The 10,919-nt window shown below is 33.0% G+C and carries 19 protein-coding genes, 2 pseudogenes and 1 riboswitch; of the genes and pseudogenes, 2 read left to right on the forward strand and 19 right to left on the reverse strand.

Going from position 1 to position 10,919, the window contains the following annotated elements; genetic code table 11:
* Positions 1-136 precede the first annotated feature (136 nt).
* From ACR65M_RS25105 to ACR65M_RS25115, 3 genes are all read right to left on the reverse strand, one after another.
* A complete protein-coding gene (locus ACR65M_RS25105) occupies positions 137-322 on the reverse strand; it encodes a hypothetical protein (protein WP_440274741.1) in 186 nt (61 codons plus the stop codon).
* A gap of 68 nt (positions 323-390) precedes the next feature.
* The gene (radC, locus tag ACR65M_RS25110; RefSeq protein WP_440274742.1) at positions 391-1,035 is read right to left on the reverse strand and encodes a RadC family protein; all 645 of its coding nucleotides are present in this window, start codon (positions 1,033-1,035) and stop codon (positions 391-393) included.
* Positions 1,036-1,111: 76 nt separating this feature from the next.
* The gene (locus ACR65M_RS25115; protein ID WP_440274743.1) at positions 1,112-1,474 is read right to left on the reverse strand and encodes a DUF6018 family natural product bioysynthesis protein; all 363 of its coding nucleotides are present in this window, start codon (positions 1,472-1,474) and stop codon (positions 1,112-1,114) included.
* An 880-nt stretch (positions 1,475-2,354) separates the two neighbouring features.
* On the opposite strand from ACR65M_RS25115, the gene ACR65M_RS25120 reads away from it, so the two are divergent.
* Both ACR65M_RS25120 and ACR65M_RS25125 read left to right on the forward strand, forming a co-directional pair.
* A complete protein-coding gene (locus tag ACR65M_RS25120) occupies positions 2,355-2,729 on the forward strand; it encodes a YhjD family protein (RefSeq protein ID WP_440274744.1) in 375 nt (124 codons plus the stop codon).
* A 126-nt stretch (positions 2,730-2,855) separates the two neighbouring features.
* The gene (locus tag ACR65M_RS25125; RefSeq protein ID WP_440274745.1) at positions 2,856-3,107 is read left to right on the forward strand and encodes a hypothetical protein; all 252 of its coding nucleotides are present in this window, start codon (positions 2,856-2,858) and stop codon (positions 3,105-3,107) included.
* Between the two features lie 427 nt (positions 3,108-3,534).
* Here the strand turns inward: ACR65M_RS25125 and ACR65M_RS25130 are convergent, their stop codons facing one another.
* From ACR65M_RS25130 to ACR65M_RS25205, 16 genes and pseudogenes are all read right to left on the reverse strand, one after another.
* Positions 3,535-3,858: a hypothetical protein gene (locus tag ACR65M_RS25130; RefSeq protein ID WP_440274746.1), complete on the reverse strand. Its 324-nt coding sequence runs from the start codon at positions 3,856-3,858 to the stop codon at positions 3,535-3,537.
* A gap of 36 nt (positions 3,859-3,894) precedes the next feature.
* On the reverse strand, positions 3,895-4,077 hold the full coding sequence (locus ACR65M_RS25135; RefSeq protein WP_440274747.1) for a hypothetical protein: 183 nt from the start codon (positions 4,075-4,077) through the stop codon (positions 3,895-3,897).
* A 39-nt stretch (positions 4,078-4,116) separates the two neighbouring features.
* Positions 4,117-4,260, reverse strand: coding sequence for a hypothetical protein (locus ACR65M_RS25140; protein WP_440274748.1), 144 nt, complete (start codon positions 4,258-4,260; stop codon positions 4,117-4,119).
* A gap of 63 nt (positions 4,261-4,323) precedes the next feature.
* Complete coding sequence (locus ACR65M_RS25145) at positions 4,324-4,566, reverse strand: hypothetical protein (RefSeq protein ID WP_440274749.1); 243 nt, start codon at positions 4,564-4,566, stop codon at positions 4,324-4,326.
* 139 nt (positions 4,567-4,705) lie between these two features.
* Positions 4,706-4,993: a hypothetical protein gene (locus ACR65M_RS25150; protein ID WP_440274750.1), complete on the reverse strand. Its 288-nt coding sequence runs from the start codon at positions 4,991-4,993 to the stop codon at positions 4,706-4,708.
* A 20-nt stretch (positions 4,994-5,013) separates the two neighbouring features.
* A complete protein-coding gene (locus ACR65M_RS25155; protein WP_440274751.1) occupies positions 5,014-5,346 on the reverse strand; it encodes a hypothetical protein in 333 nt (110 codons plus the stop codon).
* 90 nt (positions 5,347-5,436) lie between these two features.
* Positions 5,437-5,604 (reverse strand): hypothetical protein, encoded by a 168-nt coding sequence (locus tag ACR65M_RS25160; protein WP_440274752.1) that lies wholly within the window; start codon positions 5,602-5,604, stop codon positions 5,437-5,439.
* A 78-nt stretch (positions 5,605-5,682) separates the two neighbouring features.
* Positions 5,683-5,910 (reverse strand): hypothetical protein, encoded by a 228-nt coding sequence (locus ACR65M_RS25165; RefSeq protein WP_440274753.1) that lies wholly within the window; start codon positions 5,908-5,910, stop codon positions 5,683-5,685.
* A gap of 22 nt (positions 5,911-5,932) precedes the next feature.
* Positions 5,933-6,163 carry a hypothetical protein gene (locus ACR65M_RS25170; RefSeq protein ID WP_440274754.1) on the reverse strand — a complete coding sequence of 77 codons (231 nt, stop codon included), beginning with the start codon at positions 6,161-6,163 and terminating at the stop codon, positions 5,933-5,935.
* Positions 6,157-6,555, reverse strand: a complete 399-nt coding sequence (locus tag ACR65M_RS25175) for a hypothetical protein (RefSeq protein WP_440274755.1) — start codon at positions 6,553-6,555, stop codon at positions 6,157-6,159. The genes ACR65M_RS25170 and ACR65M_RS25175 overlap by 7 nt, the downstream gene beginning before the upstream one ends.
* Complete coding sequence (locus tag ACR65M_RS25180) at positions 6,552-7,085, reverse strand: hypothetical protein (RefSeq protein WP_440274756.1); 534 nt, start codon at positions 7,083-7,085, stop codon at positions 6,552-6,554. Before ACR65M_RS25180 ends, ACR65M_RS25175 begins: the two co-directional genes overlap by 4 nt.
* 365 nt (positions 7,086-7,450) lie before the next feature.
* On the reverse strand, positions 7,451-7,828 hold the full coding sequence (locus ACR65M_RS25185; protein WP_440274757.1) for a hypothetical protein: 378 nt from the start codon (positions 7,826-7,828) through the stop codon (positions 7,451-7,453).
* A gap of 187 nt (positions 7,829-8,015) precedes the next feature.
* Positions 8,016-8,098: riboswitch (cyclic di-GMP riboswitch) on the reverse strand.
* A pseudogene (locus tag ACR65M_RS25190) lies at positions 8,091-8,213 on the reverse strand (helix-turn-helix domain-containing protein); the annotation flags it as partial. It overlaps the preceding riboswitch by 8 nt.
* A 1,015-nt stretch (positions 8,214-9,228) precedes the next feature.
* On the reverse strand, positions 9,229-9,564 hold the full coding sequence (locus ACR65M_RS25195; RefSeq protein ID WP_440274758.1) for a hypothetical protein: 336 nt from the start codon (positions 9,562-9,564) through the stop codon (positions 9,229-9,231).
* Between the two features lie 138 nt (positions 9,565-9,702).
* Entirely contained in the window at positions 9,703-10,275 is a 573-nt protein-coding gene (locus tag ACR65M_RS25200) for a hypothetical protein (protein ID WP_440274759.1), read from the reverse strand.
* A 494-nt stretch (positions 10,276-10,769) separates the two neighbouring features.
* Positions 10,770-10,919, reverse strand: a pseudogene (locus ACR65M_RS25205) (IS110 family transposase); the annotation flags it as partial.

The raw sequence follows: 10,919 nt of genomic DNA on the forward strand, positions 1-10,919 counted from the left end.
CAAATTAATGAAAAAGTGTTAAATTTAATATGGATAGGTGTTTTATATATGTCTCATTTGGCTAGGTCAGTTCAAACACTCTTTTAAGTAAGCAATATTTAATTTATATTATATTCAAAATGAAGGTCGTCCTGGCTTAATCAATCAGGTGACCAACATTTGCAAATGGGTCGTAATCACCTTGACCATAACCTTGATTTTCACCCTGGTGATTGCCACCATAACCATTATTATTGTTTGGGTTATTTTGACTATTGTTGTTATTACCGTTGTTTCCAGTACCTTTTGATTCAAGGACCTGAACACTATTACAAACTACCAAAAACGATTAACATTAAATCCACTTTCCTAATTTAAATAATAATTTGTTTATAAAATTCTAAAAGACAACTAAATATGTCCTTTTTCTTTAAGGCTAATATATTTTGATTCGCCTATTATTACATGATCAAGAAGCTCGATGCCCATCATCCTTCCACACTCAACAAGACGCTTAGTAACCTCTAGGTCTTCGCGTGAAGGAGTAGGGTCTCCAGATGGATGTTGGTGTGCAACTATTATTGAAGCAGCACTCAACTTAACAGCTTCGCGAAAAACCTCCCGAGGATGTACTATACTAGCATTCAACGAACCCTTAAATATAGTTTTCCTACTTATGACCTTATTTTTCGTATTCAAAAATGCCACTTCAAATTGTTCTTGATTTTTATATTTCAAATCTTGGAACAATGTTGCTGCATCTTCAGGGGAACGAATGATAAAGTCTTCCTCATCTTTTTTGGACTTTAAATAGTGACCGATAAGACCGCAAGCTGCAACAATACGTTGAGCTGATACCTTACCAATCCCCAAGTCGATAAGTTCAATCTCAGACATTTCTGCTAATCTACGAATACCTATACCAGCTAGGATACCTGTATTCTCGGCATTCGCTAATTTTCCTCCGATAATAATCGCTAGAAGATATTGCAACGGCGTATTATCTACTCCATAAAACATCATTTCCTCACGAATATTAACAACAAAATCTTTCATTAATTTCTCCACCTTTTCTACGATTTTTGGCAATAAAAATACAGACGCACCTCTATGCCTCTGTTAGAAAATCCTATTATGCTTCCGGGAAGAAAAATCCCATAAACCCATCTCTTAATTTACTTAATTTGCTAAGTAATTTGGAATTCTCAACTTGAATCGGTTGAGTACATCCCAAATGGTAGGTTTTATCACCCTTAAACCTCCATACTACTGATTCACCAGTTGCATCTTCTATTGCCTTAACAAAAGTAAGAACCTCATTATAAGCTTCATCACTTTCAATAGATAGACAGCGATAGAAACGACGAGTACCATCTTTAAGAATGATCTCTGCAGATACACGAGCTCTTTGATGCCTTCCTTTCGATAGAACCATCTTGCGACAATCCTCGATTACATCACCCTTGTTGAATAATTCGGCCATAGTTTGAGCCATTTAAAACACCCTTTCTGAAGTTAATTTTTTATATAAAACGCAAAAAAAAGCGCCCTTCAGAAAGATTCATAGACACACTGAATACAAGTGTGAAAGAATCATCCCAAAGGACGCATTACGTTTAATATCAAACCCGCTAACCATCTAAGTGAGGTTGCAATAAAAAAAGAAAAGTAAAACTAATATAATTAAATATTACTATATTTCCCAGAAAAAAACAATATAATTCATGTTATTGCGTTTAGTAAATGTATATAGAACACTAATACTATATGATGATACTTTTACTTAACTTTGATTCGACTATTTAAGCTAAAAAACTATTATATGCAAAGGCTGTTTTTCACTTCACTTTATACCTGTATAAATTTGGAATTTAAAATAAAGGAGCCAGCAAAAAAAACAGAGCTGTATAACAACTCTGTTTAAAGGAGGTGAATGTTATGAGTAACTTTGAGCTAATTTCCAAGATCTTTTCCAACCTAACGCTACAATTGGCAACGTATTAGCTACATATGTAATCATACAACTCGTGGAAAAATAAGATTCACCCCAATCAGTGAATGTGGATCAGACATTCACTGAACTAAACTTATTAGCATTATTAAAATTTTAAACCCTTATAGATACATTTGTAAAATCACAATAATTAGCCAATTTCTGCGGAAAATTAGGCAAATTTCTAAGTTCCGCCCTCCTAATCGTCATTCTAAGCATTTATAAATTATAAAAAGAGCCATAAAAGGCTCTTAAAAAGGGAGTTCCATTCTAGGTGCATTTTTATTATGTGTGGCTAACCTATTTATTATTCGAGCATAGACGTTATAATAAGAATTAAATTAGCGGTCGTTAATATAAATAAATAAAGGAAGTTTCTAAAATGAAAGCTCCTATTTCCGATAATGAACAAAATCTTATATATGAATACATTTTTCATACTTACCTGCTGGAATGCTTGGAATATAATCGAATGATATCTGATCAAGCGGGTTTAAAAATTGTAGAAGCGTATCAATCATTACATGAACATATTCTTAAGAAGGTCCGAATGGATATCAAAACAATGGTAGAACTGATGAAAAAGTTAAATATAAGAGTCTTCTCCCCTGTTCGATTAGACGATATGTTTATTGAGGTCAAATACACAGCGCATGGGTATGAAGGAGCAATGAAATTCTGGGATAAAGCGTTAGATAAACATGCAGCTAATCGTTTAGAAAAATACATGGGAAACCCAAATCCAAGGCAATGGTAAAACAGTGAGCGGAACCGTTGAATGTTTTTCCAATCCCTTGTATTATCTAATTAGTCAAATATAGTCAAAGTCAAAAAAGTCGAAATAAATTGTCCTGTGAAAAATATAAAGAAAGGAGGATGAAATGTGATAATTGAACATAAAGATGCAACACCTATAGAGGAAAAATCTAAACACCCATTATATGTACTTGAAGTAAATTTATATTATAAAAGTAAAGCATACTCTGGCGAAGTGAATTATCATTTTGATGATAAATTAGATGTAGGTTCTCTTGAAAGCGTATTAAACATGTGTAATGAACCTAGGAAAGAATATTTATCACTAAAACGATTAGTTGAATGTACAGTAGATGGTTATATTAGAGAGAATAATTAAAAAGAAGATTCGCTAACTAGAAAAGTAAATAGCGAATCTTCTTTGTATCTTCCAAAATTGGAACCTGTTTAAAGTGCATACGATGCCTTTCCTAAGGATCTCCTAATTCATACATTTGCTTATTCATGAAAACTTTTCCCTTACAAAGATTAATTAAATAGCTAAGCTTAATTGCCCATCCTCTAGTTCAACTAGCGGGATTTCGCATTAGGGTACTGTCTTTCCCCCCGAATACGTTACAACTAATTGCGTTCCTTCTAGATAAACCTCTTTCATGTGGCCTTTAATACTCTCAAAAATATCCTTCATATCATTATTCCACTACTAAGCATAAAGGGGGTATCCCCCGCTAGGAAAATATGCTTAGCAGAGGATGCTCCTTATAGTAGTTTTATAATGTCAGTTTATTAAGTATCAAAAAAAGAACTCATACTTCTTCTTTTATGAACTTATAAACATGTTCTATATTATCCACCATGTCAGTTAGACTTAAATCATTCTCCTCATTGATTAGATTTTCTAATTCATAATATTTTGCATCCAATTCTACCCCTTCTTCTCTTGCTGCATACATCATTGCTAAAAAGATGGTTTTCAAAGATATTGGATTCAACAATTCCTTATCGGATTCATTTTCAGCTTTATCCATTAAATCTTTCCAGTGTTTCATACCTTCCTGGTCATTATTCAATTCTGTTTCCCAAAATTTATCTGGAATCTCAACTAATTTAAGTTGTTTTCTTAAGTTCATTTGAAAATTTTCTCCTTCTCAACTTGGAAAAAAACATTAACAATACCAAACTTCGTTTATTTCATCCCACTTGAATTTTTCAGCCATAGACGCTATTGACACCATTAGTGAATGGTCAAATTCTCCGCTATCATCTGTTAGATCATAGCCCAAAAATTCTAGCATCTGTCTCATTTCACTATCGGTTTTTATAACAGTTCTACTTAGTATATTTTTCATAATTCTTCTCTCCCTATTAATGTGTCTTTTTAAAAGGAATTAGTTTTCCTTCCCGCTTCTCCCAATCACTTCAAGAACCGCGGTTTTTAATACAAAATAACGAGCCTGATCATCAATGACTTGAACAACATTCCATCTCCCTTTACCATGCTCCTGAATCCATTTAAAAAAGTAATGTCCCATAAAAATCCTCCTAAATTGAAAGGAGAGTATACTCTCTAATTTGGTTTATCATATATGAATGAGCTATGTGATTCGTCCTTTTTCCTTTTTTGCTGAACTATTAGATTTTCCCTCAAGTTCTTCAATCATCCATTCGAGGAGACCTTTATCAAGGAGTTGAAAGTAAAATTCATCAGCCTTTACCCATTCGTCCTCATTCTGCAATCTCTTAGTTTCTGCTAGTAATGTTTTAACTTGTTCTAGTTTTTCGTTATCAATAGCATTTGTAACCTCTTTGGCACCTCTCGAATAAAACTTACGACCCAAAAATTCAATTACAGTAGGATGACCATCTTTGTCCTTAACAATCTTCGGAAAATGGTCAGCTAAAATCCGGCTCTAATAATCTCGATTAATCTCGTTGCCTTTCCAAGATAAAAGATTATGATGGATTGTCTTTAGTCCTTTAAGATTGCATTTCATAGTTAATTTCTTCCCAGAGTGTTTTATTTTCTTTGTAAAATCCGAAACTATGGATTAAATTTAGTAATTCATCATCACTCGTATAGCGTTTTGTGTATTTTCCCGCATTTAGAGATACCTCTTGACCGTTTTTTAGATAGGTTAGTTTAAAGCTAGAGAAACTTCTAGATTTCAGAAGTTTCTTAGCCTTAATTTTATTTCCAACTAGTTCAACATCGTGTGAAAGTAAAGTTCTTTGGAGGAATGAAAACATTTGTTGCTGTGTTTTCATATTCATTCTCTCCTTATCTTTTAAGCTCTCATACGGTTTTGTGAAGCTTGAATTGTACGATTCTGTAGCATACTCATCATTTGTTTTTCGGTATCAAGATTCATCATGATAAAATCTAAACGAATATCAACCACTGTTTTAAATTGGTCGATTTCTTTTTTGGTAATGATACCTTTTTGAATGAATTGTTGTAGTTTTTCAGAATCTGGCTTACCGTACTGGATAAGCATTTCTTCTCCAAAATCCTCATAAATAGCATTGATATCATATAACGGATCATTGGCAACCAATGAAACAGAACCGTATTCATGAGAAATCTTCTTTTCTTGATGTAACTCCTTACATTGCAACATTATTTTTTTGGCCTTCTCATATTCATGCTGATAATTATCTAGTTGAGGTACAAGTGCCCCATTCTTCAGGGCTAAAATGAGAAGGTTTGTTTAATTCCTCCCTTTTTTGTTAAAGCTAGGCTTCACATAATAGGAAGGTTCGTATCGATAAGCTCTCAATGTCTCAAGAAGGAGCTCTTCTTTTTTTATCTCTTTATGATCCATTTTTAATACTGGAATCAGTAATCCAATATCATGGAAATACTCATTTAAACCCACGTAATCAATCTCGCTAATCTTTTTCGGAACAAATTTAGCAACAACATTGAAACGGGTATATTCATGACGTTTTACTTCTTAATCAATAAGTTGTTTTTCCATTGTCTTCTTTATTGCTTTAACACGAGAATCTACATTCTTCAAGGATGGATAGATGCCTTTTTCCACTAGCAGTTGCATGATTTCAGCAGCATTAGGATTCTTTTCGAAATGAGCCCTATCGGTCCGAGAACAAGCTTTACATCTCTTTAAATCAAACGCAGGTCTTTCAGTATTGAAGCGACAATTTTCACAACTTTTACTCATGATAATTCCTCCTAAAATATGATTAAGCTGCAATTTCAGCAATGAACGCATTTGTAATGATCATTTTCTTTCCAGCTTTTAATCCCACCTCAATAAAAATGGGCTTTCCGTGTATCTCCCCAATTTGGACAGAATATAGAAAACCCACTCGACAATCGTTTCTTATAAATACTCCATCGGTCTTTAGCATTTTAAATAGTCTTTCTTGCATGTATGACGGTCTAAAATAATCCAAAACTTTGTTTTTTAACATGATAATTTCCCCATCCTTATGTGTTTAATCGAAATGATAGTATCCGAACCATAATGCAAAGACATTAATTGTCTTGCATGTTCTTGGTCTACAGCTGACACGAGATTAGATACAGATTTCCTTTCGTGATTTACAACGACTAGGAATGTGTATTTATCTGGTCTTTGGACTCCATCAAAAAACTCCCATTCTGGTAATACAGACGTAATTGGTTCTGATTTGATTATGGCAGGAGGACAAAATTCATTCTCCGTAATAATCAACAAAGCGGGATAACCTAGTAAAATCTGAAAAAGGAAGATGTCACCCGATGCAATTACCTCACCATTCTTAGAAAATGTTTTTTCACCGACTGAAAACTTAGCGTTTTTCGTATAAAAATCAAATGTCATACTGCTACACCTTCTTCCTGGAACGAAAAAAGATCGAACTCAACAGGTCTTAACTCACTCTGCAATAGCTCAATCTCCTTTAGACACTCTATTAATTTCAGTCTTTTACCTTTAGAAGAACGAATTTGAAAGGTTACTTTGCCATTAACAACCACAACCCCTACTCTTCCTTTTTGGAATAACCCTCTGCTGTCTACCATTTCGTATGATGGACGTTTTAAAAGGTCTTTAATCCAATCTTCTGTTTTCATTTTGTGATGGGATAATTCGAATTCGACTCCTGTGACCATTGGATCTAACCAGCCTAACGAGGAATCAAACAAATAGATACCACCATCAATTTCTCCTTTAAAAAAGGCTCTGTAGGCTTTCATGGATTCTCTTGGTTGATTTTTAAATGGCTCAATTCTAAAAACATGGCCATCTAAATACCATTCAAATCCATCTTTCTTTGTTGCAAAACGTAATCCTCTAAGTGCAGTACCTAATTGTTCTGGCGGAATAGGAGCAAAGCAAGTAAGTTTAAACATGAGCTACTTCCCCCTTTTCAAGACAACCTGTTGAACAATACGTTTTACCGTTAATGTGAATTAATGTTTCACATTGGCCCTTACAGATAAAACAACATGTTTCAAACTGCATGTACTAAACATCCTCTCTTAATAGCTTTTTAATTATGAGCAACTTTTATATACTCACATATTCCTCCCCCCCTTTAAACGCAAAAAAGCCCTTGGGTTTTCATAAAAAGTAGACAGTCAAAATCTGATTCTACTTTAATATGAACCCAAAGGCTCCGAAAGTTTATTAGTAACCCTGCTAACCGAAAATGGTTGCAATTTAAAAGAAAAGTTAAAAGAATATAGCTAAATTATAGCAAAGGTTACATTTTATCTCAATGTTTAATTAACTTGGAAATGGTGTCTTTTGTTATAGAAAATAAATCATTTTTATAATTTATCTTTAGGTAGTTAAGCTGTTCCTCTGTAAGCGGATATACTTCTTTAATAATACCTGATTCTCTTAGCTCCATAGCAAAATCTACCGAAGAGGAATCTAAGTATAATTCTCTAGATGTAGAGTCGATCACTTCGCAATTTAATTCTTCTTCAATATCCGATCTAATTCTTGACTCTGCTGCCAGTGCGACAAGTTCTACATACATATTATCATCTACCATAAAATACGACCTTCTAAAAAAATATTTTATTTCAGAAGATGTAATGATCTCATCTGAAATTAACTCTTCTGGAAGTTGTTCTGCTGCTTTCATTTTAAAATACACCTCACGTAAAATAATTCGTATAATATAGGCATTTTCTGACGTTTTCCTTTAAGTTATTTCAATTGTAGTATATGTGGAATGCGAAAATTGTAGAATTTAACAATTAATTTAAAAAACATTTACTTATTTATCAAAATGATTCAACTACAATAAAAAAAACCCACCTATAATACATAAATGTAAGGTCGGTTGCACTAGTAGCTCTGGATTATTCAAGTGCCCAGGTAAAAATAATCCTTCATAGCTTTCCTTATAAATCCTCAAATTTTGGCAATGTTTCTCCGGATAATAGAAAAATGTTTTCTAGTGAAACGTTTCTTTTTCCCCTTTCAATATTGCTGATGTAATTTCGATGTAACCCTGTTCGATAAGCAAATTCCTCTTGTTATATCCCTTTTTCTATTCTTAATAATCTGACTTTTTGTCCGAACTTAATTTTAATCTCATTAGGATTTAAGTAATTCATGTATTGAGTATAATAGAGAAATTAGTAGTTCGCTACAACTATAAGTTACATTTTGGGTTAAATTTTACATTTAATGTATTAAGATTATATCATATTAATGTTTTTATTTGTAAGTATGTTTTAAAACAAAAAAACACCTAAAATGTATACTCTTATATTACTTTTCATAATTGACGGTACTTAGTGATATTATATCAATGTTAATGCAATAGGTTATTTTCATAATTATTTAGAGTAGAGTTTCATTCACGTTATTCAGATAAAGAGTTTTTGATAATTAATCGGAAAAAATAATTCCTTTTAATTAGGCTGCAACCTTTCTTTTAACTAAGTACCAAACCTTTTAAGTTCCTCGAGCTGAAACAGAATAAACTAAAAAGTGCTGCTACCGGCCTCCGTTGTTTAATACGGCCATAGGAATGTACCACTTCTGCCATTTAATTTACCAACGATTACCACAAAGTTTACCACTGGTTGCCACCGTATTTACCATTGGGGCAGATTTACAAAGTTAAGGGTTTTGAAAGATAAAAATAATTCCTCCGCATGTTTAGAAAGAAATTAGGCTTTAGATGTTCAACAAACGCATCCTTATATGTAGTATCCGTTTCAAAACACAGAAATGGTGCACCTTTTATCATTTTTTACATCCAACCATAAATAAGCGTATAAGGACTTGACTTGGAGCCTCTGTGGGCATGATTGGTCTTGAAAGGCTGAAGCAGTTGTTTCAGTAGGCAAACCAGCCTTTCATACCCACCCCAAACTGCCTATTCCCTAACTTTGTTTACTTAATATATTTTGTTAATAGTTTTCATCGTAAACAATGATAGGACTTTACTTGAATATCGTTATTAACGATGAATACGGTCAAAAATCATACTACATATAAGCGCCCGATTGCTTAATAATGACTTGCATTTTATTTGTTAGCGTGCTCGGCTTCAATTTCCTCACTCAACTTAGGAAATTGTTTCTTAAAAGATTTTACTATCTTTGTGGTTTTACTAAATGCATATTTTTTTACTTCACCATAAGGAATCCATATTTCTCTATTCTGAATCTGTTCATAGAGGGACGATATAACAGCATCGCGGTGATCAGGTGGGAGTTTCCTTGTTGTACGTATTTCTTTCATCTTATTGTGGTAAAGTATATAAAGTTCCGTTGCGATCCATTCCTTTTGACTGTTTTTTAATTGTGAAAAACGTTTGTTTGTTTGAAGAAGCTTTCCATTTATCTTTATATGATTTTTCATTAAGAACCGTCCTTTAAATCTTACTTAACTTAGTTTTTTAAAATTTTAACTTAATTGTTATTTTCTAATTTTCTTGAAGAAGAAAAAGTATCTCAACTTATTGAAGAAACGCACCCGTTAGCTTAATAAACACTACTGTTATTGGAATGGATTTTTCTTTTCGCTTGGATAATCAATTGAATTAGCTATTTCAACTAATACTTCAGGAGTAACCTTATCAGAAATCCTTTTATCAATACTAAGTATGTATTGCCAATTATCTCTTTCAAAGACTAATGCACCAAAACTTCTATACTCCATATACTTTGCTTCATTTCCGTTCTTTAGTTTAAACACTTTAAAAATGTATTTATCCTTTATTGGAATCTTATGATTAACAGGTCGAACATTTATTTTGTAATGATTTTCAGGTGATTCATCACTAATAAACTTCAATTCAAAAGAATCGTTTATGTCGCCATCTAAATCACTAAACCTTCCAAAATAATGAGTAAAGTTTATAGGTGGGATCCTAAGAGGTAGTTTTAAGTCTTGTTTGAAATGTTGCTCAAATTCTTTTACAGCTTCTTCAACCGTCTTATAACCAATTTCAGGATATATTTCCTCTAAAGGTTGAGGCTTATCGTTTGTAATTGCATATACCGTTCCATTATTTATCCCACAAATTAAGATACTGAAAAGAAGCATTAAAAGAAAGAAACTTTTCTTCAATTACATCACCCTAAATTATATTTAGGTATATTTTCACCAACCAACAACCAACTATTCTTTTTCCACTAAACTCCCTCAATAAACAAAGTGAAAACTCACGTTTTCTCCAGTATTCTCAGTATTTTATAGAAAGTAATTTTTAGAGTTACTGCTCGTAATTATGGTTGGATTTATCTCGTAAGGATAAATTTGGGCTTTTGAAGCAAAAAGACTAATAGCTCATTAGCCACACACTTACAAAAAATGGTGGATGAGTTAAAATATAACCGCACTGGTGGATGTCCACAATTCTCATGGAGGTCAACCCTCCCATGCCTCACAGAGTCTTCGCTCTCAAATTCCTTCGTCCAACCTTTCCATGAGGTGGATGTCAGTCATGCTGCCCCACAGGGTCCTTGCCCGAAGTTTAGTTGCTTTGCTGACTAATCCGTGCTTCAAATGTACGAGATTTAAAAACACTAAAAATTCTTTTCTACTTTACTTTTCCTATTGAATTAAGCGGCTTTTTCTACTTCTATGTTTGTCCTCATATGAGGGATATCCTGCAACATTCTCTCTTCACTAAACTCAAATTGTTTCTTTCCAATCGCAAAGAATATACGAATCAATTTATTACACAAAGCAATGAGTGACTGCATCTTCTT

Source organism: Ferdinandcohnia sp. SAFN-114 (assembly GCF_059415045.1).

Bases quoted from the DNA above. Each gene is read 5' to 3' on its own strand.
- radC (WP_440274742.1), bottom strand. From the start codon at position 1,035: ATGAAAGATTTTGTTGTTAATATTCGTGAGGAAATGATGTTTTATGGA.
- ACR65M_RS25115 (WP_440274743.1), bottom strand. From the start codon at position 1,474: ATGGCTCAAACTATGGCCGAATTATTCAACAAGGGTGATGTAATCGAG.
- ACR65M_RS25120 (WP_440274744.1), top strand. From the start codon at position 2,355: ATGAAAGCTCCTATTTCCGATAATGAACAAAATCTTATATATGAATAC.
- ACR65M_RS25130 (WP_440274746.1), bottom strand. From the start codon at position 3,858: ATGAACTTAAGAAAACAACTTAAATTAGTTGAGATTCCAGATAAATTT.
- ACR65M_RS25135 (WP_440274747.1), bottom strand. From the start codon at position 4,077: ATGAAAAATATACTAAGTAGAACTGTTATAAAAACCGATAGTGAAATG.
- ACR65M_RS25140 (WP_440274748.1), bottom strand. From the start codon at position 4,260: ATGGGACATTACTTTTTTAAATGGATTCAGGAGCATGGTAAAGGGAGA.
- ACR65M_RS25150 (WP_440274750.1), bottom strand. From the start codon at position 4,993: ATGAAAACACAGCAACAAATGTTTTCATTCCTCCAAAGAACTTTACTT.
- ACR65M_RS25155 (WP_440274751.1), bottom strand. From the start codon at position 5,346: ATGTTGCAATGTAAGGAGTTACATCAAGAAAAGAAGATTTCTCATGAA.
- ACR65M_RS25165 (WP_440274753.1), bottom strand. From the start codon at position 5,910: ATGAGTAAAAGTTGTGAAAATTGTCGCTTCAATACTGAAAGACCTGCG.
- ACR65M_RS25170 (WP_440274754.1), bottom strand. From the start codon at position 6,163: ATGTTAAAAAACAAAGTTTTGGATTATTTTAGACCGTCATACATGCAA.
- ACR65M_RS25175 (WP_440274755.1), bottom strand. From the start codon at position 6,555: ATGACATTTGATTTTTATACGAAAAACGCTAAGTTTTCAGTCGGTGAA.
- ACR65M_RS25180 (WP_440274756.1), bottom strand. From the start codon at position 7,085: ATGTTTAAACTTACTTGCTTTGCTCCTATTCCGCCAGAACAATTAGGT.
- ACR65M_RS25185 (WP_440274757.1), bottom strand. From the start codon at position 7,828: ATGAAAGCAGCAGAACAACTTCCAGAAGAGTTAATTTCAGATGAGATC.
- ACR65M_RS25195 (WP_440274758.1), bottom strand. From the start codon at position 9,564: ATGAAAAATCATATAAAGATAAATGGAAAGCTTCTTCAAACAAACAAA.